The following is a 22161-nucleotide window of genomic DNA, read 5'->3' as shown; positions in this document are numbered from 1 at the left end:
GGCGTATCATTGTGGCGACAGTATATTTTGCGCCGTGGCTGCTTTATCCCTGATCAGAGTTCTAGACTGGGCATAAACGCACGGATCGTTGTCCGAACTGGTAAGTGTGCTGGTCCTTTGCAGGCCTGTGAACAGCTGCATTGTTACAGGAGCCCAGAACAGCAAAAGGCCACCCGAAGGTGGCCTTGCTGTCCTGCTGGGTAAGCAGAGAACCAGTTGGAGCGGGCGAGGCGATTCGAACGCCCGACCCTAACCTTGGCAAGGTTATGCTCTACCCCTGAGCTACGCCCGCATCCTCTGGTAGGGCGTGGAATACCCATAGCGGCGGTGAGCCGCAAGAGGAAAAATAACATTTTTCGAAATTAATTTCAGACAATTTTGGGAAGCCCTTATTTTACTGGGGGACAAGGTAAGATTTCGGCTAACCGCCCATAAACATTCGTCTTTATGAAACTGTACCGAGAGCCCGGGTAGAACGAAAAAAAGGCCCCAACCGCCGTTGGAGCCTCTCATTTCAATGTTGTGCTAGCTTAGTGGCTAGGCTGTTTGTCCCATTCTTCCTGCTTGGGAAGAATTTCGAACGTATGCTCTGGTGGGGGGCTTGCCAGCGTCCATTCCAGAGTGTCCGCATATTCGTTCCAAGGGTTGGCAGCTGGGCTGCGGGCCCCACGTGTCAACGTGTAGAACATAACACCGAAGAAGAAGATAAAGGACGCAAAGCTGAGGAACGCGCCGATCGACGACCACAGGTTCCAATATGCAAACGCATCAGGGTAATCGATATAGCGACGCGGCATGCCCTGACGGCCTAGGAAGTGCTGTGGGAAGAACGTCAGGTTCGCGCCAATGAACATCGCCCAGAAGTGCAGCTTGCCAGCCCATTCAGGATACATGCGGCCCGTGAACTTCGGCAGGTAGAAATAAATACCGGCGAAGATCGCGAAGACGGCACCAAGGCTCATCACATAGTGGAAGTGCGCAACCACATAGTATGTGTCGTGGTAGTAGCGGTCCACAGCTGCCTGCGAGAGAACGATACCTGTCACACCGCCAACGGTGAAAAGAAACAGGAAGCCGAAGGCCCACAGCATAGGTGTTTTGAATTCAACCGAACCACCCCACATGGTCGCAATCCAGCTGAATACCTTAACGCCCGTCGGCACCGCGATAACCATGGTGGCCAACATGAAGTAAGCTTGTTGGTTCAGAGACATACCAACGGTGTACATGTGGTGCGCCCAAACGACGAAGCCCAATGCGCCAATCGCGATGATCGCCCAAACCATCGGAAGATACCCGAAGATAGGCTTGCGGCTGAAGGTCGCGATGACGTGGCTGATGATGCCGAAGCCTGGAAGAATAATGATATACACTTCGGGGTGACCAAAAAACCACAGAATGTGCTGATACAGAACCGGATCACCACCGCCTGCTGGGTCAAAGAATGCGAATCCGAAGTTGCGATCCATCAAAAGCATCGTGATGGCACCGGCCAAAACGGGCAGGGACAGAAGGATCAACCAGCTTGTAACAAAGATGGACCAGCTGAACAGCGGCACTTTGAACAGCGTCATGCCAGGGGCGCGCATGTTGAGGAATGTTGTGATCATGTTGATCGCACCCAGGATCGACGACGCGCCGGACACGTGCACAGCGAAAATCGCGAAATCCATCGACATGCCGCCTTCACGAACAGAGAGCGGCGGATAGAGAACCCAGCCCACACCTGACCCAAGCTGGCCGCTGCCGCCGGGTGTCAGCACGGAGCAGACTGCAAGCGTTGTGCCGCCGACATATAGCCAGAAAGAGAGGTTGTTCATCCGCGGGAACGCCATGTCAGGCGCGCCAATTTGCAATGGCATCAGATAGTTGCCGAAACCACCGAACAAAGCGGGGATAACCACGAAGAACATCATCAAGATGCCGTGCGCGGTGATCAGAACATTCCAAAGGTGGCCGTTTGGCGTACAGGTCGCTGCGCTATCAGCGATAAACCGCGCGCCTTCCATACACATATATTGCACGCCTGGGTGCATAAGCTCCAAGCGCATATATATGGTGAAACATACAGAGATGAAGCCAACGAGGGCCGAAACGATCAGGTACAATAGCCCGATGTCTTTGTGGTTTGTGGACATGAACCAGCGCGTGAAAAATCCGCGCTCGTCGTGATGGTCTTGCCCGTGAATGGCTGCGTCTGCCATGCGGTGCCTCCTGAGATTGGGTTGTCAACTCACGCCCCGACAGGGGGCGCACATTGAATTAAGGTTCGTTCTAGTGCGGCTTGCCAATATGGGCAATGGCCGCCTTTGACGCAGGGCACGAAAAAAGACAGATCATTTATCAAACTGTGTCGGAGGCGCACAGCCTTGTAGTCACGGGGGTAGGAGGTGTCAGAAGTGCTCATCATGCTGGATATACGCCTCTAGCGATGAAGAAACCGTAAAGCCGCGGCGGAAATAGCACGAGCGCAGTGAAACGTTTGAGCGGCGAGGAACATTATCCGTCTTTGGGCGCGTATTCAGACAGCGGAGGGAAAACCGTGTCGAACTGCGCTTTCAGGGCGATATCAACGTCTTCCATCATAACTGGCAGGCCAAGGTCAACTAAAGACGTAACGCCATGTTCTTGGATCCCACAGGGGACGATCCCGGAAAAATGCTCAAGATTTGGATCAACATTTATGCTGATTCCGTGAAAGCTGACCCATTTTCTAAGTCGGATACCGATCGCCGCGATTTTATCTTCGCGAATGCCACCCTGCGCCGTGAGCGGTTTCTCGGGACGTTCCACCCAGACGCCGACGCGCCCCTCCTTGATCTCGCCTTTGATGGTAAAGCTTGCAAGTGTCGCGATCACCCAATGTTCAAGGTCTTGAACAAAACGTCTGACATCCCGGCCGCGTTTACCGACGTCCAGCATCACATAAACAACCCGCTGCCCCGGCCCATGGTATGTGTACTGTCCGCCGCGGCGCGTTTCATATACCGGAAACCGCTTGGGGTCGGTCAAATCTTCCGACTTTGCTGAGGTGCCGGCAGAATATAGCGGAGCATGCTCTACAAGCCAGACGCATTCATCGGCATTCCCCGCGGCGATAAGGGACGCGCGTTCCTCCATCCATGCTTCGGCATCCCGGTAATCGACAAGGCCCTTGGAGGTGATCCATTCAACCATTCTGTGCGCACCGTTGAGCCGAGGTAAACGAGACAGTCATTCCGCGGCGCCTACCTCTTGAATTACTTTTTGGATAATTTGCACATAATTATCGACACCCTGCGCACCGGTCACAAGGTATTTGCCCGCGAAGATCATTGAAGGCACGCCAGAAATCCCCTGCGATGTCCAAACCGACTGGCGTTCGCGAACACGTTCTACATGGCTGCCGCTGTCGAGAACGTCCTGCGCAGAACTACGATCCAATCCGACATCTGCAGCGACATCAACGAGGACACTATGGTCTGAAACATCCAATCCCTTCGTAAAATGTGCTTCAAACAACGCAAGCTTAAGTGGGTGCTGCAGGTTCTGATCTTGAGCCCAATCCAGCAATTGGTGTGCAGCAAAGCTGTTGACGATGCGGCTATCGGCGTTGAAATTGAAGTCGATTCCAAGTTCGGTGCCAAGCTGCACAAGATGCGCGCGGTTTTGCGCCGATTGCTCAGGCGATGCACCATATTTTTCGGCAATATGTTCGGTCAGGTTCTGTCCTTCGGGGCCCATTTGGGGGTTAAGCTCGAAAGGGTGCCAGCGGATGAACGCGCCGATGTTCAAGGCGGCTAACGCCTGCTCTAGCTGGCGGTACCCGACAATACACCAAGGGCACATCACGTCAGAAACGATGTCGATCTGCAGGGCAGGGGGATCTATGGGCGCTTGGGTCATATTGTTCCTCGATTCATATCCTCCTTTAAGTTTACGTCTTCGCACTGTTTTTCAAGCCACCCCGCCCGATTGAATGATAAATCACACGAATCTGAACAAGGACTTAATCTGCGCAATTTTGCTCTTCACTTTGTGAAAGAGTTTGTCTAAACGACCCTCACCAACCATGGCGTGCGGTCGTGGCGGAATGGTAGACGCGCAGCGTTGAGGTCGCTGTGGGGTAACACCCGTGAGAGTTCGAGTCTCTCCGACCGCACCACTGGTTGTATCCTTCAAATCATCTTCGAAAGACATGGGGTCCCGGGGCGCGAGCGCCCCGAAGTATCTTTATGCATCAAGCGCTTGGCTTAAGTCGCGTTTTAGATCTTCGATATCTTCAATCCCCACCGATAAACGCAGCAACCCTTCGGGAATCCCGGTGTGGGGTTCGATCGTGTGGCGGTGTTCGACAAGGCTTTCGACCCCGCCCAAAGACGTTGCGCGATGGAAAACTTCCAGCTTGCCAACAACCTCCAGCGCCGCTGCGCCGCCACCCTTTACAATGCACGACAAAAGCGACCCAAATCCTCCTGACATTTGCCGCGTCGCCAATTCGTGGCCCATATGTGACGCAAGACCCGGATAGAGAACCTTTTCAATCTTCGGGTGATTTTGCAAAAATTCTGCCAATTCCATGGCGTTGCACGACATTTGCTTGGCGCGCAGGGGCAGGGTGCGCATCCCGCGGACCAGCAACCATGCTTCAAACGGGCCGATAACCGCGCCTGCATCATGCCGGTCCGCTTTGATATCTTCCCACACGCGGCCCGTGACGTCATTGGTCGCCAGAACGCCCGCCAATACGTCCGAATGTCCATTAATGCCCTTTGTGGCAGAATGCATTACAACGTCGGCACCGTGTTTAAGCGGCTGTTGCAGAATCGGCGTCGCGGCCGTGCTATCCACCACAAGCAACCCACCCGCGCTATGCACCGCATCAGCCGCAGCTTGGATATCGACCACGCGAAGCCACGGGTTTGATGGTGTTTCGATGAGCGCCAAGGTTGGTCTAAAGCTCTCGCAGGCGGCGGCAAACGCCGCCATGTCAGAGGCTTCGACCTCTCGCAGCTCAATGTCACGCCGGGTGCAGAAATCCCGAATCCACTTGGTGGTGCCCCAGTAAATCTGGCTTTGCACCAGCACGCGCCCGCCATTTGGGACGGTACGGAAGACGGCGGCAAGCGCTGCCATGCCTGACGGGAACAGCAGCGATTCTTTCGCCCCCTCCAGTTGAGAGAGCACTTTTTCTGCAACGCGTACAATATCGCTCTGATCGCGCAGATAAATGTTGTCTGCACGCAGCGGTTGGTATGTTTCATCCCGCAGATAGGTCGTGGACATAGGCAGCGCCGGGACCACCCCGCCGGTTTGCGCATCAACCGCTCCCGCTGCCTGGGCAGCAATCGTAGCGGGGCTTAAGCGAGACGTATCAGACATTTCTTAGCGATTCCCTAATGGCGTAATATATTCAATTTGCGGCACCTTTGCCTGTCCGAAGGTAAACTGCCAGACCAGAATGGGACAAACCCGCCTCTTCTTCATTTTGCTCTGAAAACTCCCGCCGGAGGCGCCTATGGGCGAGGCAGCAAGCGTCGCTGCCTTGGTGGCGCAAGGGTTCAGACTTGTTCTTTACCCCCCCGCGGTCTATCCCGCGCGTACATCAAAACACCCCAAAACAAAGGTATCACCACATGATTCCCCGTTATTCCCGCCCCGAGATGGTTGCGATCTGGTCCCCCGAAACCAAGTTCCGCATCTGGTACGAGATCGAGGCGCATGCCTGTGACGCCATGGCCGACCTTGGGGTGATTCCGCGCGAAAATGCGGAGGCGGTTTGGAAAGCCAAAGATGTCGAGTTCGATGTCGCGCGGATTGACGAGATTGAAGCCGTTACAAAACATGACGTTATCGCGTTCTTGACGCATCTGGCAGAGCATGTGGGTAGCGACGAGGCGCGTTTTGTGCATCAGGGGATGACCTCTTCTGACGTATTGGACACCTGCTTTAACGTGCAATTAACCCGCGCAGCTGATATTCTGATCGAAGACATGGGTTTGCTGCTGGCCGCGCTGAAGCGCCGTGCCATGGAACATAAAAATACTGTGCGCGTCGGGCGCAGCCACGGGATCCACGCTGAACCAACGACGATGGGCCTTACCTTCGCGCGCTTTTATGCAGAGATGGACCGCAACCTGACGCGGCTGAAAACAGCACGCTCCGAGATTGCCACCGGTGCGATTTCCGGCGCTGTGGGGACATTTGCGAATATCGATCCGCGGGTCGAGGAACATGTCTGCGAAAAGCTGGGCCTGTCGCCCGAACCCGTGAGCACGCAGATCATCCCCCGTGACCGTCACGCGGCATTCTTCGCAGCACTTGGTGTGATCGCCAGCTCTATCGAGAACGTTGCGACCGAAGTGCGGCATATGCAAAGGACCGAAGTCTTGGAAGGGGCTGAGTTTTTCTCGGCGGGTCAGAAAGGGTCTTCGGCGATGCCGCACAAGAAAAACCCTGTGCTGACCGAGAACCTGACCGGCTTGGCCCGTACAATTCGCATGGCTGTGATTCCAGCGATGGAAAACGTCACCATGTGGCATGAACGCGATATCTCCCACTCCAGCGTTGAGCGTGCGATCGGCCCCGACACCACCATCACCCTTGACTTCGCGCTGCATCGTTTGACCGGCGTCATCGACAATATGCTGATTTATCCTGACAACATGCTGGCAAATATGAACAAGTTTAGCGGTCTTGTGATGTCGCAACGTGTTTTGCTCGCGCTCACGCAGGCCGGCGTGAGCCGCGAAGATAGCTACAAGCTGGTTCAGCGCAACGCCATGAAGGTCTGGGAAGACGGCAAGGATTTCAAGACCGAGCTGCTGGCTGACGAAGAAGTCCTGGCCGCACTAAGTGCAGAAGAGATCGAAGAAAAATTCGATCTGGGATACCACACCAAACATGTTGATACGATCTTTAAGCGCGTCTTCAAGGACTGATACACGCGCAGGCATTCAGGGCTGCATCGCTTGACGGCGGTGCAGCCTTTTTGATTCAAAAGCTGCGTATTCCGGCCCTATCTCGCGCTACATCGAGACGGTAGGTTTGAACCTAGTGCTTTACCTATGGCGTGGATCGTCTAACATCAGCCGTGTATTTAGTTCAGGAGTGTTTGAGTATGCGTGTTGTGTTTGCGTCCATCCTGTCATTGGCTATTCCTTTCGCGGCCTTTGCCGCTGGCTCCAATGATACGTCCCCACCGAAGCCCGTTGTGAAATGCGAAGACGCACAGGTGTATGACAAGAAGTCAAAGACCTGTATCGATGCAAAGGATAGCCGGTTAACACCGGATGACCTTTATCAAACTGTTCGTGAACTGGCCTATGCAGGCGAATACTCGGATGCGCAGATCGTACTTGCCGCTATGCCTGAGCAGGACGATCGTCGATTGACCTACATGGGGTTCACGTCGCGCAAAATGGGCGACCCAGCTGGCAGAATGGCGTTCTATGCGCGTGCGCTGGCAGTCAACCCTGCGAATGTTCTCGCGCGGTCCTATCTCGGGCAAGCTTTGGTAGAGCAGGGCGATATCCCCGAAGCTTTGGCCGAACTTCGTGCCATTCGCGCGCATGGCGGGGCAGGGACATGGGCCGAAACCTCCTTGCGGACAGCGATCGCAACCGGTCAAACGTTTAGCTATTAACCAGCCGCTGTTGCATTCGGTGGCGCATTGCCACCTGGGTGAAACACGCTTGTTGCGCGGGGCCCTGCGCGGTATGAACGGCAGGCCCCGCCCCTTAAGGGCGCTTTTCCTTGCAGGCAGATGCGCATGGCCAGTCCCAAATATCCCAAGAACGTTCGATTTAGCCGACGTGCAGGGCACTACCTGACCAATGCCTTTATCGTCGGCCTTATTCGACTGGCCTTGGTGCTGCCCTATAAAACGCGCATAGCCTTCGTCGGCTGGGTTGTTCAACATGTGATCGGGCCGGTAGCGGGATATCGGGCGCGGGCGCTTGAAAATCTTGCGATGATTTGGCCGCAGATGCCGCAAGAACGGCGCGCAGAAATTGCTTCAAAGTGCCTTAACAACGTGGGGCGCAGCTTTATCGAAAACTATTCGGCGCGCGACTTTCCCAAGCGTATGGCAAAGAATACGCCGACCGGCGCAGGCGTCGCGGCGCTGGAAAAAGCGGCAGAACAAGGCAAGCCGGTCATTCTGGTGACGGGCCACTATGGCAACTACGAAGCGATGCGTGCCTGTCTTGTGGCGCGGGGCTATGACATCGGCGGGCTCTACCGCAACATGAAAAACCCCTATTTCAACGCGCATTACGTCCAAACGATGGAGGCTTTCGGCGGCCCTGTCTTCCCGCAAGGCCGACGCGGCACGGCGGGTTTCGTACGGCATCTAAAAGACGGCGGGCAGCTGGTACTGCTGTTTGATCAACACGTCTTTGGCGCGCCGGCGCTCGATTTCTTGGGGCAACCTGCCAATACAGCGCTTTCTGCCGCCGAGCTGGCATTGCGCTATGATGCGCTGTTGATCCCGTTCTACGGCATTCGACAAGCTGATGGGGTGTCATTCGACACGGTGCTGGAGGCACCTGTGCCACACAGCGATGCTGTCACGATGACCCAGGCGTTGAATGACAGTCTTACCGCACGGGTCAAAGCGGATCCCGAGCAATGGTTCTGGGTCCATCGTCGCTGGCGTATCCACGACAATTAATGCCTAAACATCTAGGTATTTTGAGCGACTACTTGATCCGCGCCGCGGCCACGATCGGCCCCGCGTTGCTGCGCTGCACCAGCACAACCACCGGCATATCGCCGGTGATGGCGGCAGAGAGTGATAGCGGCGCTTGCCCGTCCCACTGATCAACCGTCTGCCAGCCTTCGACGATGTTATAATTCTCGAACGTGTGGCCCGCGTTTTCGCCGCGTTTGACCTGCGTGACCGCCATCGGGTGATAGCGCAACATGTGCACGTCGAACGGTCCGGCGGCACCCGATACCGTATGCGCGTTGATGCGCAGGGTTTCCCCGTCGCGTGCGATAGATAGGTCGACCTGCGGGGCGTCTTCTTTGTGCTTGTTGATCGCCTCCATCAACTTCATGGGTTTGGCTCCGACCACATCGGACTGGCCGTTGACGATCATCTCGGGCGTGTAAATCGACGTCCGCCCACCAGTCAGCGCATAGGCGCGCTGGCGTTTGGCGTGCGCAGGCGCACCAAAGGGGTCTTGCCAGCCGATATAGTCCCAATAATCCACATGCAGCGCTAGTGCGATCACGTCGTCCCGTTTGGACAGCTCGGCAAACATCTCGTCAGCAGGAGGGCAGGAAGAGCACCCTTGCGAGGTATAGAGTTCGACGACAACGGGGCGGTCCTGAGCAAAGGCGGGCGCTATGGACAGCAGGCCAGCGGCAATCAGGGACGTAAACAGGCGGGGCATCGCAGGGTACTTTCGGTTTGGATGCTCAATTCGTAGACTGCACCCGTTGTAATTACCACTCAACCTTTGTTGAGGCGCTGTAACGTCACGGGATTGCGTATGAAATGCCTCAATCCAGTACACAACGGTATACAAAAGCGCCAGAAGCGCGTGTTTGCAGTTGAAGCGACCCGCGCAATAAGGCATTTAGGCCCCAAGTCACCGACCTTTTTTAACCCATAAAGGGAGCCATCCATGACCATCTTCGTTGGCCAGGACACCGCCAAAACCCGCAAAACTCTATCTTCGGGCAGCCAATCCATCGCTTATTATTCGATTCCTGCAGCGCAGGAAGCCGGTCTGGGTGATTTCTCTAACTTGCCAGCCGCGCTTAAGGTGGTGCTTGAGAACATGCTGCGTTTCGAAGATGGCAAAACTGTCACCGTCGATGACATCAAGGCCTTCGCCGAATGGGGTGCCAAGGGCGGCCAGAACCCGCGCGAGATCGCTTACCGTCCCGCACGCGTGTTGATGCAGGATTTCACCGGCGTTCCCGCAGTTGTCGACCTTGCGGCGATGCGCGACGGGCTGGTCGCCTTGGGTGGCGATGCCGACAAGATTAACCCGCTGAACCCTGTTGATCTTGTCATCGACCACTCGGTCATGATCGACGAATTCGGCAACCCGCGCGCGTTCCAGATGAACGTTGACCGCGAATACGAGCGCAACATCGAACGCTATACCTTCCTGAAATGGGGCCAGAAGGCGTTTAACAACTTCCGCGTTGTGCCCCCCGGTACCGGCATCTGCCACCAGGTGAACCTTGAATATCTGGCGCAGACCGTCTGGACTGATAAAGACCAAGACGGCGTCGAAGTCGCATATCCTGACACGCTCGTCGGGACCGACAGCCACACCACAATGGTAAACGGCATGGCCGTTCTGGGCTGGGGCGTTGGCGGGATCGAGGCCGAAGCCGCGATGCTGGGTCAGCCGATTTCGATGTTGATCCCCGAGGTTATCGGCTTTGAACTGACCGGTGCCATGATGGAAGGCACCACCGGGACCGATCTGGTACTGAAAGTGGTCGAAATGCTGCGCGAGAAGGGCGTGGTTGGTAAATTCGTTGAATTCTACGGTGCCGGCCTTGATAGCCTGCCCCTGGCGGACCGCGCGACAATCGCCAACATGGCCCCCGAATACGGTGCGACCTGTGGCTTCTTCCCGATCGATGCCGAAACCCTGCGTTACATGCGCACCACCGGCCGTGATGAAGACCGCATCGCGCTGGTCGAAGCCTATGCCAAGGAAAACGGCATGTGGCGCGGCGATGACTATGCGCCGGTTTACACCGACACACTGTCGCTCGACATGGGCACCATCGTGCCTGCGATCTCGGGTCCAAAGCGTCCGCAAGACTACATTGCACTGACCTCGGCACACACTGCATTTGCAGAATACGTGAAGGGCGTGCGCGAAGGTAAAGACACCACAGCCAACGCCGAAGTCCGCTGGGAAGGTGAGGGCGGCCAGCCAGAGCCTCAAGACATCCCCGGTGACGAGGGCAACCACAAGCGTGGCTACGTCCAAACCGAAGATGGCAACTACCAGCTGCATGACGGGTCCATCGTCATTGCGTCGATCACATCGTGCACCAACACATCCAACCCCTATGTGATGATCGGTGCCGGTCTGGTTGCACGCAAGGCACGCGCCTTGGGCCTGACACGCAAGCCTTGGGTCAAGACGTCGCTCGCGCCCGGTAGCCAGGTTGTGTCCGCCTATCTTGAGGCCGCAAACCTGCAAGAGGATCTGGACGCCATCGGCTTCAACCTCGTCGGGTATGGCTGCACCACCTGTATCGGTAACTCCGGCCCGCTCGAAGCACCGATCAGCAAGGCGATCAATGACTACGACCTGATCGGGACATCGATCCTCTCGGGTAACCGGAACTTTGAAGGGCGGATTTCGCCTGACGTGCGCGCCAACTATCTGGCGTCGCCTCCCTTGGTCGTGGCCTACGCGCTGGTCGGTGACATGAACGTCGATCTGGCCAACAGCCCGCTGGGTCAGGACAAGGACGGCAATGACGTCTATCTGAAAGACATCTGGCCAACATCCAAGGAAGTCGCTGATCTGGTCGAGCAGACCGTGACCCGCGAAGCCTTCCAGGAAAAATATGCCGACGTCTTCAAGGGCGACGAAAAGTGGCAGTCCGTCGAAACCACCGACGCCAAGACCTATGACTGGCCACCAACCTCGACCTATGTGCAGAACCCGCCCTACTTCCAAGGCATGTCGCCAGAGCCGGGTGTGATCACCAACATCGAGAACGCCAAAGTGCTTGCCGTTCTGGGTGACATGATCACGACCGACCACATCTCGCCTGCCGGTTCTTTCAAGGAAACCACGCCAGCGGGTCAGTATCTGGTGGAACGTCAGGTGCCTGTGCGTGAATTCAACTCGTACGGTAGCCGCCGTGGTAACCACGAGGTCATGATGCGCGGCACATTTGCCAACATCCGTATCAAGAACGAAATGCTGGACGGTGTTGAGGGCGGCTATACCAAAGGCCCCGATGGCGAACAGACCTCGATCTTTGACGCGGCTATGGCGCATCAGGAAAACGGCACGCCGCTGGTCATCTTCGGTGGTGAACAATACGGCGCGGGTTCGTCCCGTGACTGGGCGGCCAAAGGCACGGCGTTGCTGGGCGTCAAGGCGGTCATCGCCGAGAACTTTGAACGTATCCACCGCTCCAACCTGGTTGGCATGGGTGTTATCCCGTTCGAATTCACCAACGGCGACACCCGCAAGAGCCTGGGCCTGACCGGTGACGAAACCGTTTCGATCAGCGGTCTGGACACCATCAAGCCGCTGCAAGAAGTGCCTTGCACGATCACAATGGCAGATGGCTCGGTCAAAGAGATCATGATCAAATGCCGGATCGATACCGCGATCGAGATTGAATACATCGAACACGGTGGCGTTCTGCACTACGTACTGCGCAACCTCGCGAAATCGGCCTAACCACCGGCCACTGGCCGTTTCGCACGGCCTTGAAAAGAACGTCCGTCAGGTTCCCCCTGGCGGGCGTTTTGCATACACGCCCCCATTTTCACGGCAAACTTCCGCCTGCTTGCGTAAAATGACATAACCGGATGTGTTTTGCGGTTCACAATCGCGATTTTGCCCAACAGACTGTTTGCCGATGGCAGGCGGTTTCCGCTATGCACAAGGGAATAATAAATAAGTTTGCTGACGTTGCGGTCGCGCGCTCTATGTCTCACCCAACGGCACGTCGTTCTATGAGTACAGGGAGCACCGCATGGGGCATTTTCGATCAGACAGTTTTGCAAAGTTCTTGCGGGCGTCTACGGCCGCGGCAGCTTTGGTCTGGGGAGGATGCACGGCGGGTCTTGCGGCGACGCTCGACATCACCGGCATCGATAAGGACTCTGATCTATACGAGACGGTGCTCGGCGGATCGCTGCTGCGCGAACAAACGGACGAAGATGCAGACCCCACCACGCAAGAGCTTTTGGCCGCCGCGCAGGCCGATTATGCCCGCCTTCTGGCCGTGCTCTATGACGAAGGGTATTTTGCTGCGGTCATCAAGATTACCATCGACGGTGTAGACGCCTCTGCCATCGCGCCGGTCGCCCCGCCGCGCCAGATCAACCGCGCTGTGATCAACATCGAAACCGGTCGCAAGTTCAGCTTTTCCAAGGCCGAAATCGCCCCTGTCGCCCCCGAAACCGAGCTGCCCGAACAATTCGCCGCAGGTGAAACCGCAAGTCTCGGCGTCATGAAAGAGGCCGTCGCCGCCGGTATCGAAGGCTGGCGCGATCAGGGCCACGCCAAAGCCGAACTGGCCGACCAGCAGCTGACCGCCCGCGTGCCCGATGCCACGCTGGCGGCAACCCTGCGTCTGCGCCCGGGACCGCGACTGCGTTTCGGAGAGTTGACGGTAAAGGGAAAAAGTGATGTGCGCTTGCGCCGGATCGTCAAAATCGCCGGACTGCCCATCGGAGAGGTCTATTCACAAGAGCAACTTGATCTGGCCGCCACACGGTTGCGGCGCACGGGCGCTTTCAGTTCTGTCGCGATGATCGAGGCCGAACAGATCACCGCGCCCGATGTTCTGCCGATTACAGCGCAGATCACTGACGCGCCCAAGCGACGCTTTGGTTTCGGCGGGGAACTGTCGTCGCTTGAAGGGCTCAGCGTCAGCACCTACTGGCTGCACCGTAACCTGCTGGGCGGGGCCGAAAGCCTACGTGTCGAAGGCGAGGTGTCGGGGATCGGCGGCGATTCCGGCGGCACGGATTATCGCCTTGGCACCCGTTTTGAACGCCCTGCGACCTTTAATGCCGACACGAATTTCTACGCGCTGGCCGAGATCGAACAGCTTGACGAGGTGAACTATTTCTCGCGTCAGCTCGACCTTGAGGCCGGGATCGAACGCATCGCCAGCGAGGAACGGACCTACACGCTTGGCGTCGGTTTGCGGACAGCTGAAACCCGCGACGCTTTTGGCGAGAACAAATATACGTTGCTGACGCTGCCCCTAAGCGCGGAACATGATTACCGCGACAATCGGCTTGATGCGAAAGATGGCTACTATGCCAAGGCCAGCGTGACCCCTTTTGTGGCGCTGTCGGGGTCGGATAACGGCGTGCGCACCTACATCGACGTGCGCGGCTATAAAACCTTTGGCACCACGCGGCCCGTGACCTTTGCCCTGCGGGGACAGCTCGGGTCGGTCTATGGCCCGACACTGGCTGAATCGCCCGCGGACTATCTGTTCTATTCCGGCGGCGGCGGCACCGTGCGCGGGCAACCCTACCAATCGCTTGGCGTTGATCTGGCCAGTGGCGATACGGTGGGCGGTCGCAGCTTTGCGGGCCTGTCCGCAGAGGCACGTTGGCAGGTACGCGACAAGATCGGCGTCGTGGCCTTTGCCGACGCGGGCTACATCGGTGCCGAGGAATTCTACGACGGGTCAGGCACTTGGCAGTCAGGCGCAGGGCTTGGTCTGCGCTATGCCACGGGCATCGGCCCCATCCGCGTAGACCTCGCGGTGCCTGTGTCGGGCCCCGAAACAGATGAGAATTTTCAAGTTTATATCGGTATTGGACAATCGTTTTGATCCACTTCATGCGCAGCTTTCTGGTTTTCGCCCTGATCTTTGTCGGCTCTGTCGCTTCGGCCCAAGAGGATGACAAAGGCTTCCTGACCCGCACGATCCAAGACGCCCTCAGCGGCGCGGGCCGCACGGTCAGTATTGACGGTTTCGCGGGTGCGCTCAGCTCGCGCGCACGGTTCGACCGGATGACCATCGCTGACGACCAAGGGGTCTGGCTGACGTTGGAAGAGGTGGAGTTGGACTGGAACCGCTCCGCACTGTTGCGCGGCCGGCTGGAGGTGCAGGCCCTGACCGCAAAGCGGCTGAGCGTGCCGCGATTGCCCGTGGCGCAGGAAGAAACGCTCCCCGATCCCGAAGCGAAACCGTTTACCTTTCCGGCGATCCCCGATCTGCCCGTCGCCATCGACGTGGCTGACTTTTCGGTCGAAGAGATCAATCTGGGCGCGCCAATTCTGGGCGAAGCGGCCACACTGACCGTTCAAGCCACGGCGCTGTTGAATGACGATACGGCGACGGTCGATATTCTGGCCGCGCGCACCGATGGCAAGAAGGGCGAGTTCAAAATCACCGCTGATCTGGATCGCAATGACAGCCTGCTGGACATGGCTGTAACCCTTTCCGAGGAAGCCAAGGGCATCATCTCGCGCACGCTGAAATTGCCTGATGAGCCCTCTGTCGATCTGGTGATTGCGGGGCAGGGGCCGCTTTCGGATTTTGCGACAGATATCAACCTGTCGACCGACGGCGAACAACGGCTTGCCGGTCAGGTTATCGTTGCCGCCCAAGGCGATAGCGCCGCACCCGACCGCCGTATTCAGGCTGACCTGAACGGCGACGTGACCGCGCTGATCCTGTCGCAATACCGCGAATTTTTTGGCCCCGATGTCGCGCTGACCGTGGATGCTTTGGTGCAGGCCGAAGGCGGTGTCGAGGTCAGCGATTTCGCCCTCAAGGCGCAATCCGCGGAACTACAGGGCAAGGTCACACTGAACAGCGACAATTGGCCCAGCCTGATCGACATCACCGGCACTGTCGCCAGCGCCGATGGCAGTCGCGTTTTGCTGCCAGTGGCCGGGGGCGATACTTACGTGCGGCGCGTCGGGCTTGATGTGAACTATAACGCGCAAGACGGCGACGCGATTGATGCCAGCTTCAACGTGACCGAACTGGCCACAGACGCGCTGGCGATTGACGCGACGCAACTGAAGTTGAACGGAACGTTGCAAGGTGCGGCAGGGACCGTCGGCGAATTCATGGGCGATCTGGCATTCTCGGCTGACGGGCTGACGCTGACCAACGCCGCGGTTTCCGAAGCGGTCGGTCAGTCCATCAAGGGGCGTACAACCATCGCCTATACCGAAGGCACACCGGTTCAGATCACGGGGCTTGATCTTTCTGGCGCGGATTATGGTCTGACCGGTGATGTCACGATTAGCGGGCCAGCCGATAGCTTTCTTACCCAATTGAAAGCCCGCCTTGAAGCCACTGACATCAGCCGCTTTTCCGCTCTTGCCGGACGCGAGATGGACGGGGCCGCGAATGTAGAGATCGCGGGGCAGATCACGCCACTGGACGGGACGTTCGACCTGAATATTTCTGGCCTGACGCAGGATTTGAAAGTGGGGATCGAACAGGCGGACGCATTGCTGGCCGGCGACACGACGCTAAGCCTTGGCGCATCGCGTGACGAGACGGGCACCTTCGTGCGTGACCTGCTGCTGGAAAACGACGCATTGAACGCCAGCGGTGGCGTCGAGCTGCGCAGCAACAATTCGCAAGCGCGATTTGATGCAAAACTGAACGATATCGCGACCGTGCTGCCGCAATATTCCGGTCCCATCACGATCAAGGCCGAGGCCGAGCAGGACACCCGTGGCTGGACTGTTGATGCCGTGACGGACGGCCCCTACGGTGCCGCGCTGACCGCCAAAGGGCTGGCAACGGGCGAGAATGCGGTGCTCAACTTCACCGCCGATGTGCCCGAGCTGCGTGACTTTGTGCCCGACGCGCCGGTCGAGGGCCCTATCGCGTTGGATGGTGTGCTCCGCCAGACGCCGGACGGGTGGCAGGTCGACACCAAAGCCTCCGCCCCCGAAGATGTGACCGCCTCGGTCCAGGGGCTGCTGACGCCGCTGGATCTGGACTTTAGCGCCTCGATCCCGCGGGTAGAGGCTTTTGCACCGCAGGTGACCGGCGCGGTAGAGGCGTCGGGCAACCTCAAGCAGTTGGAAGAAGGGTTCCAGATCGACGCGAAAGCCAGTGGCCCCTACGCCGCGCAGGTTGCCGTTCAGGGGATGTTAACACCTATGGTCGATATCTCTTTCGACGCATCGGTCCCGAATCTTCAGGCGGTGGTGCCACAGGTGAACGGGCCACTTGCGGCGACAGGGACCGTGCGTCAGACGGAAAAGGGGTTCTTCGTCGATACCAACGCGACAGGCCCATATGGCGCGCGCGCGATGGTGGAAGGCTTGGCCACTGGCCCCGATATGTCGCTGACGTTTGACGTGTCGGTGCCAAATGTACAGCCGCTGGTGCCGGGCGTGTTCGGCCCGCTGGCGGCAAAAGGATCGGTGCGGCAAACGCCCGCCGGCATCGCCGTAGATACAAACGCGACGGGCCCCTATGCGGCCCGGGCGTCTGTGCAGGGCGTTGTCACGGGGGATGCGCCCGCGCTGAATTATGATGTCACGATCCCCAATCTGGGGGCCGTGGTGCCAAAACTGTCCGGCCCGCTGAATGTATCCGGTACCGCACAGCAGGAAAGCGCTGGCTGGCGGGTCAATACGAACGCCACCGGACCAGCGGGCACCCGTGCCACGATCGCGGGGCTTGTGGGCAGCGATGGCAATCTGAACCTTGACGTGAACGGGAACGCGCCATTGGGGCTGTCCGCCCCGTTCATTGCGCCGCGGAGCTTGCAAGGTCAGGCACGGTTCGATTTGACGGTGAACGGCCCGCCGGCACTTGGTCGGTCAACGGGAGCATTCAAACCTCCAACGCGTCGCTGTCCGCCCCCAACCTTAGGGTGACACTTCAGGACATCGCAGCGGATATCCGGCTGGCCAATAACCGCGCGCAAATCGACCTTTCTGCACGCAGCGCGGACGGGGGGCAGATCAAGGCGGGCGGGGCGGTGACCCTGACCGGATCACTGCCCGCCGACATCCAGATCGGATTGAACAACCTCGTGCTGATCGATCCATCGCTGTATCGCACGTCGCTTGATGGCAACCTGCGTCTTGCGGGACCGCTTTCGGGGGGGGCGAATATCAGCGGTCAGATCGACGTGGGCGAGACCGAGGTAAGCGTGCCGTCAACCGGTATGACCAGCATCGGTGATATTCCACAGATCGATTTCATCGGCGCGCCAGCAGATGTTGTGGCGACCCGTCGCAAGGCCGGTTTGACCGGTGCCGACGCGGGCACGGATCCCGCGGCAAGTGGCGACAGCGGGCCGGGGTTTGGCCTGAACGTCCGCATCAATGCGCCACGGCGGATTTTCGTGCGCGGCCGTGGTCTGGATGCGGAACTGGGCGGTAGCCTTTTGCTGACGGGATCGACCAATCGCATCATCTCTGCCGGTCGCTTCGACCTGATCCGTGGTCGTCTGGATATTCTTGGCAAACGGTTTGAGCTGGACGAGGGGGCCGTGCGCTTCCAAGGCGATCTGGTGCCCTATCTGAGGTTTGTAACCTCGACGACCACCAACACGGGCGAGGTTCGTATCGTGATCGAAGGCAAGGCCACATCGCCCGAGGTTTCCTTTGAATCGACACCCGATGCACCGCAGGACGAGGTGCTGGCGCAGCTTCTGTTTGGGCGAAACATCTCTGAAATCTCGGCGTTTCAGGCGCTGCAACTTGCCAGCGCGGTGGCGACACTTGCCGGACGCGGTGGCGCGGGGGTGATCTCTAATCTACGCACGGGGTTCGGGCTGGACGATCTGGATGTGACCACCACGGACAGCGGTGCCACGGCTGTCCGCGCGGGTAAATACATTTCTGAGAATGTCTACACCGATGTGACCGCCGCCTCTGACGGGACAGCGGATGTGTCTATCAACCTTGATCTGACCAAGAACCTGACGGCGAAGGGGACGGTAGGGTCCGATGGGAACACCGGGATCGGTATCTTCTTTGAGAAGGATTATTGACCCGCCATTGAGCGCTTTGTTCTGCGGTTCAGCTGGGATGGGGGCCAGCCCCCGTCCCGGCGATGCCGGGACACCCCCGGGATTTTGACCATCTGGAAAGGCTTACGGGCTATTCCGTCAGCGGTGTAAAACGGCCATAGCGGCCCTGGTCATACATCAGGCCTGCAACGCTGTCATCGGGGTCATATGCGGCGTGCGTGACCTGCCCGAGGACAATGGAGTGGTCACCCGCCGGATGCACGCCGAAGGTGTCACAGTGGAAGCTGGCGAGGCAGCCTGCCAGTGTCGGCGCGCCATTGGGGCCAATCGTCCAGTCGAATTGGTCGAACGCGTCGCCAGAGACAGCAAAGGCATCTGCCAGTGCCCGCTGACCGCTACCCAGAATATGCACAGCGAACTGCGCCGCGTTGGTGAATGCGTCATGACGTTTGGAGCTGAGCGCGGGGGACCACTGCACCAGGGGCGGGTCCAGCGAAACCGAGGAAAAGGAGTTCGCGGTCATCCCCAATGGGCCATTCGCGGTCTGCACCGTCACAATCGTGACCCCCGTACCAAAACGACCAAAGGCGCGGCGAAGCTCGACTGTGGCATCGGGCAGGGGGATGAAGTGGTGCAAAGGATCAGCCATGCCGCAGCGGTGCCACGGGGAGCCGGATTTGTCCAGACAGCAAACCCCGGCCCGTTGCGGTACGCCCTTTGCGGGTGGCGATGGTGGTCGCTAAATAATGCTGTGTGGAACCGAATAGCGCCTGCCGTGTTGTTCCCCCACTGAGAGGCATGACCGCGAAATTTCGGACTGCCTGTCGGAGAAGGGGTGTTGGGATATGAGGTTCCAGCTACCGCCAACAGGCACCCGAATGCCGACGCTCACGACTGTTATTGGCGGGTTTCCCGCCGGAAGGATTAACTATGACACTGAATCGTTTTGCCCCCATCAAGTTGACTGTCGCAGCCCTTGTCACCGGCGCTGCATTGTCCACGCCTGCACTGGCCGACGACGGCGAGACTGTGGACCACACTGAGGTCGGCTCGCTGAGCTGTGATGTTGGTGATGGCACAGGCTTCATCTTCGGGTCTACCCGCGAGCTGACCTGCACCTTCAATCCCGTGCAAGAGGGTCTGGCTGACGAGACATACATCGGCGAGATCAAACGCTACGGCATTGATATCGGCAAGACCCAGAATGGTCAGATGTCCTGGTTGGTGCTGGCACCAACTGAATCCGAATATTACGAAGGCGGGTTGAACGGCGACTATCAGGGTGTTTCTGCTGAAGCCACTGTTGGTGTTGGCCTAGGTGCCAATGTCATGGTCGGCGGTTCCGAGGACACGCTGGCGCTGCAACCGGTGAGCGTCAACACGCAGAACGGCGTAAACTTCGCCATTGGCGTGGGTGAAATTACACTGCAACGCGTTGAAGGTTAATTCAGGCCAATAGGTCGATATGCAGAAGGGGCACCATTTGGTGCCCCTTTCGCGTTATGTGGTCAGCGGTTCATCCGGTTCGCGATCAGATCGTCGACAACCTCGGGCTCTGCCAGGGTAGATGTATCACCAAGCGTGCTATAGTCGTTCTCTGCGATCTTGCGCAGGATGCGGCGCATGATCTTGCCTGAACGGGTTTTGGGCAAGCCGGGGGCCCATTGGATCATATCGGGCGAGGCGATCGGACCAATCTCCGAGCGGACCCAGTTGCGTAGCTCGGCCCGCAGGTCCTCGCTCGGGCTTTCACCGCTCATCAAAGAGACATAGCAATAGATGCCCTGTCCCTTGATATCATGGGGAAACCCGACGACCGCAGCCTCTGCCACCTTAGGGTGGGCGACCAAAGCGCTTTCGACTTCGGCCGTGCCCATCCGGTGACCGGAGACGTTGATCACGTCATCCACGCGCCCCGTGATCCAATAATCGCCATCCGCGTCCCGGCGGCACCCGTCCCCGGTGAAGTAATAGCCCTTGTAGTCGCTGAAATAGGTCTGCTCGAACCGCTCGTGATCGCCCCAGACCGTGCGCATCTGGCCTGGCCAACTGTCAGCGATACATAGAACCCCCTCGACGTCATTGCCCTCGATCTCGGCACCGGTGGTGGGTTCAAGTACGACCGGTTTGATCCCAAAGAAGGGCTTCATCGCGGCGCCGGGTTTGGTGGCGTGGGCACCGGGCAGCGGCGTCATCAGGTGACCGCCGGTTTCCGTCTGCCACCATGTGTCCACGATGGGGCAGTTCCCTTTGCCCACAACGTCATTGTACCAGTTCCAGGCTTCGGGGTTGATCGGCTCGCCCACGGTGCCAAGCAGTTTCAGGCTGCTCAGATCGCAACCGTCAACAAAGGCCCGCCCTTTGCCCATCAGCGCGCGAATGGCGGTCGGGGCGGTGTAGAACTGATTTACCTTGTGTTTTTCACATATCTGCCAAAAGCGACTGGCGTCGGGGTAGGTGGGCACGCCTTCGAACATGAGCGTCGTCGCCCCGTTGGCAAGCGGACCGTAGACGATATAGCTGTGGCCCGTCACCCAACCCACATCGGCCGTGCACCAATAGACATCGCCATCGTGGTAATCAAACGTGACCTCGTGGGTCAGCGCGGCATAGACCAGATAGCCACCCGTCGTATGCACGACCCCTTTGGGCTGACCGGTCGAGCCAGAGGTATATAGGATGAACAGCGGATCCTCGGCGTTCATCTCTTCCGGCGCGCAAGTGTCAGAAGCCTCTTTTTCAAGCGCGGTATAATCCACGTCGCGCGCATCATTCCACGCCACATCACCGCCAGTGCGCCGCACCACCAGACATTTGACCAATGGGTCGCAGCCTGCCAAAGCCTTGTCTGCGTTGGCCTTCAGCGGCGTCGCTTTGCCTCCGCGGGGCGCATAATCTGCGGTAATCACAACCTTGGCGTCCGACCCCTGAACCCGTGCCGCCAGCGCATCCGGAGAGAAGCCGGCGAAGACGATCGAATGGATCGCACCGATGCGCGCGCAGGCCAGCATGGCATAGGCGGCTTCGGGGATCATCGGCATGTAGATGATAACCCGGTCGCCTTTGCCGACGCCGATATCGCGCAGGATATTGGCCATTTTACAAGTCTGGGCATGCAGGGCGCGATAGCTGATGTGCTGCGCCTCTTCGTCCGGGCTGTCCGGCTCCCAGATGATCGCGGTCTGGTCGCCGCGCGTTTCAAGATGACGGTCGATGCAATTGGCGCTGACGTTCAGCGCACCGTCGGCAAACCAGTTGATCTTGACCTGACCGAAAGTGAAATCGACGTCCTTGACCTTGGTAAATGGCTTCATCCAGTCGATGCGCTGCGCCTGCTCCAGCCAGAACCCTTCGGGGTCCGCGATAGAGGCATGATACATCGCATCGTATTTTGCGGCGTTCACATGGGCATTGGCCGCCATGTCGTCGGATGGCGGATAGGTCTGTGTGGCGACGTTGGACATGGTTCCTCCCTCAGAACTCTGTTCGTTTTCTGCCGCTCGGACGCATAGGCGTGG

15 protein-coding genes and 2 tRNA genes are annotated in these 22161 nt (G+C 58.3%); 9 read left to right on the top strand and 8 right to left on the bottom strand.

The genetic code is table 11. The features are described from left to right. Positions 1–217: 217 nt before the first annotated feature. From EE36_RS16810 to EE36_RS16795, 4 genes are all read right to left on the bottom strand, one after another. Positions 218–292, bottom strand: a tRNA-Gly gene (locus EE36_RS16810). Between the two features lie 238 nt (positions 293–530). Next, a complete protein-coding gene (gene ctaD / locus EE36_RS16805; protein ID WP_005854284.1) occupies positions 531–2204 on the bottom strand; it encodes a cytochrome c oxidase subunit I in 1674 nt (557 codons plus the stop codon). A 295-nt stretch (positions 2205–2499) separates the two neighbouring features. Continuing rightward, on the bottom strand, positions 2500–3177 hold the full coding sequence (gene lipB, locus EE36_RS16800) for a lipoyl(octanoyl) transferase LipB (protein ID WP_005854282.1): 678 nt from the start codon (positions 3175–3177) through the stop codon (positions 2500–2502). A 36-nt stretch (positions 3178–3213) separates the two neighbouring features. Next, on the bottom strand, positions 3214–3885 hold the full coding sequence (locus EE36_RS16795) for a DsbA family protein (protein ID WP_005854281.1): 672 nt from the start codon (positions 3883–3885) through the stop codon (positions 3214–3216). Positions 3886–4058: 173 nt separating this feature from the next. Here EE36_RS16795 and EE36_RS16790 point away from each other — a divergent pair. Further along, positions 4059–4144 (top strand) — tRNA-Leu (locus EE36_RS16790). Positions 4145–4212: 68 nt separating this feature from the next. Here the strand turns inward: EE36_RS16790 and EE36_RS16785 are convergent. Continuing rightward, positions 4213–5361 carry a PLP-dependent aspartate aminotransferase family protein gene (locus EE36_RS16785; protein WP_005854279.1) on the bottom strand — a complete coding sequence of 383 codons (1149 nt, stop codon included), beginning with the start codon at positions 5359–5361 and terminating at the stop codon, positions 4213–4215. A gap of 254 nt (positions 5362–5615) precedes the next feature. Between EE36_RS16785 and purB the strand changes: the two genes are divergently transcribed. The 3 genes from purB to EE36_RS16770 all read left to right on the top strand — a co-directional run bounded on the left by purB (position 5616) and on the right by EE36_RS16770 (position 8653). Beyond that, complete coding sequence (gene purB, locus EE36_RS16780; protein ID WP_005854277.1) at positions 5616–6920, top strand: adenylosuccinate lyase; 1305 nt, start codon at positions 5616–5618, stop codon at positions 6918–6920. Positions 6921–7099: 179 nt separating this feature from the next. Beyond that, the gene (locus EE36_RS16775) at positions 7100–7624 is read left to right on the top strand and encodes a tetratricopeptide repeat protein (RefSeq protein ID WP_005854275.1); all 525 of its coding nucleotides are present in this window, start codon (positions 7100–7102) and stop codon (positions 7622–7624) included. 126 nt (positions 7625–7750) lie between these two features. Next, on the top strand, positions 7751–8653 hold the full coding sequence (locus tag EE36_RS16770; RefSeq protein WP_005854267.1) for a lysophospholipid acyltransferase family protein: 903 nt from the start codon (positions 7751–7753) through the stop codon (positions 8651–8653). Positions 8654–8681: 28 nt separating this feature from the next. On the opposite strand, the gene EE36_RS16765 is transcribed toward EE36_RS16770, so the two are convergent. After that, positions 8682–9380 carry a thioredoxin family protein gene (locus tag EE36_RS16765; RefSeq protein ID WP_005854265.1) on the bottom strand — a complete coding sequence of 233 codons (699 nt, stop codon included), beginning with the start codon at positions 9378–9380 and terminating at the stop codon, positions 8682–8684. A gap of 234 nt (positions 9381–9614) precedes the next feature. On the opposite strand from EE36_RS16765, the gene acnA reads away from it, so the two are divergent. From acnA to EE36_RS17725, 4 genes are all read left to right on the top strand, one after another. Next, positions 9615–12389, top strand: a complete 2775-nt coding sequence (gene acnA, locus EE36_RS16760; protein WP_005854263.1) for an aconitate hydratase AcnA — start codon at positions 9615–9617, stop codon at positions 12387–12389. 298 nt (positions 12390–12687) lie between these two features. Continuing rightward, positions 12688–14511: an autotransporter assembly complex family protein gene (locus EE36_RS16755; RefSeq protein ID WP_005854261.1), complete on the top strand. Its 1824-nt coding sequence runs from the start codon at positions 12688–12690 to the stop codon at positions 14509–14511. Further along, entirely contained in the window at positions 14508–17540 is a 3033-nt protein-coding gene (locus EE36_RS17225) for a hypothetical protein (protein ID WP_005854259.1), read from the top strand. Before EE36_RS16755 ends, EE36_RS17225 begins: the two co-directional genes overlap by 4 nt. Further along, on the top strand, positions 17537–18664 hold the full coding sequence (locus tag EE36_RS17725) for a translocation/assembly module TamB domain-containing protein (protein WP_005854257.1): 1128 nt from the start codon (positions 17537–17539) through the stop codon (positions 18662–18664). The genes EE36_RS17225 and EE36_RS17725 overlap by 4 nt, the downstream gene beginning before the upstream one ends. A 109-nt stretch (positions 18665–18773) precedes the next feature. On the opposite strand, the gene EE36_RS16740 is transcribed toward EE36_RS17725, so the two are convergent. Further along, positions 18774–19292 (bottom strand): flavin reductase family protein, encoded by a 519-nt coding sequence (locus EE36_RS16740; protein WP_005854255.1) that lies wholly within the window; start codon positions 19290–19292, stop codon positions 18774–18776. 281 nt (positions 19293–19573) lie between these two features. On the opposite strand from EE36_RS16740, the gene EE36_RS16735 reads away from it, so the two are divergent. After that, positions 19574–20089, top strand: a complete 516-nt coding sequence (locus EE36_RS16735) for a DUF992 domain-containing protein (protein ID WP_005854253.1) — start codon at positions 19574–19576, stop codon at positions 20087–20089. Between the two features lie 62 nt (positions 20090–20151). Here the strand turns inward: EE36_RS16735 and acs are convergent, their stop codons facing one another. After that, entirely contained in the window at positions 20152–22107 is a 1956-nt protein-coding gene (gene acs / locus EE36_RS16730; protein ID WP_005854251.1) for an acetate--CoA ligase, read from the bottom strand. Positions 22108–22161: the final 54 nt, after the last annotated feature.

This window comes from Sulfitobacter sp. EE-36, assembly GCF_000152605.1.
GTDB lineage: Bacteria > Pseudomonadota > Alphaproteobacteria > Rhodobacterales > Rhodobacteraceae > Sulfitobacter > Sulfitobacter pontiacus.
The sequence above is the reverse complement of the archived record's forward strand: the minus strand, read 5'-3'. Positions and strand labels throughout refer to the sequence as shown.

Excerpts from the sequence above, each read along its gene's own strand:
- ctaD (WP_005854284.1), bottom strand. The coding sequence starts at position 2,204 with ATGGCAGACGCAGCCATTCACGGGCAAGACCATCACGACGAGCGCGGA.
- lipB (WP_005854282.1), bottom strand. The coding sequence starts at position 3,177 with ATGGTTGAATGGATCACCTCCAAGGGCCTTGTCGATTACCGGGATGCC.
- EE36_RS16795 (WP_005854281.1), bottom strand. The coding sequence starts at position 3,885 with ATGACCCAAGCGCCCATAGATCCCCCTGCCCTGCAGATCGACATCGTT.
- EE36_RS16785 (WP_005854279.1), bottom strand. The coding sequence starts at position 5,361 with ATGTCTGATACGTCTCGCTTAAGCCCCGCTACGATTGCTGCCCAGGCA.
- purB (WP_005854277.1), top strand. The coding sequence starts at position 5,616 with ATGATTCCCCGTTATTCCCGCCCCGAGATGGTTGCGATCTGGTCCCCC.
- EE36_RS16775 (WP_005854275.1), top strand. The coding sequence starts at position 7,100 with ATGCGTGTTGTGTTTGCGTCCATCCTGTCATTGGCTATTCCTTTCGCG.
- EE36_RS16770 (WP_005854267.1), top strand. The coding sequence starts at position 7,751 with ATGGCCAGTCCCAAATATCCCAAGAACGTTCGATTTAGCCGACGTGCA.
- EE36_RS16765 (WP_005854265.1), bottom strand. The coding sequence starts at position 9,380 with ATGCCCCGCCTGTTTACGTCCCTGATTGCCGCTGGCCTGCTGTCCATA.
- acnA (WP_005854263.1), top strand. The coding sequence starts at position 9,615 with ATGACCATCTTCGTTGGCCAGGACACCGCCAAAACCCGCAAAACTCTA.
- EE36_RS16755 (WP_005854261.1), top strand. The coding sequence starts at position 12,688 with ATGGGGCATTTTCGATCAGACAGTTTTGCAAAGTTCTTGCGGGCGTCT.
- EE36_RS16740 (WP_005854255.1), bottom strand. The coding sequence starts at position 19,292 with ATGGCTGATCCTTTGCACCACTTCATCCCCCTGCCCGATGCCACAGTC.
- EE36_RS16735 (WP_005854253.1), top strand. The coding sequence starts at position 19,574 with ATGACACTGAATCGTTTTGCCCCCATCAAGTTGACTGTCGCAGCCCTT.
- acs (WP_005854251.1), bottom strand. The coding sequence starts at position 22,107 with ATGTCCAACGTCGCCACACAGACCTATCCGCCATCCGACGACATGGCG.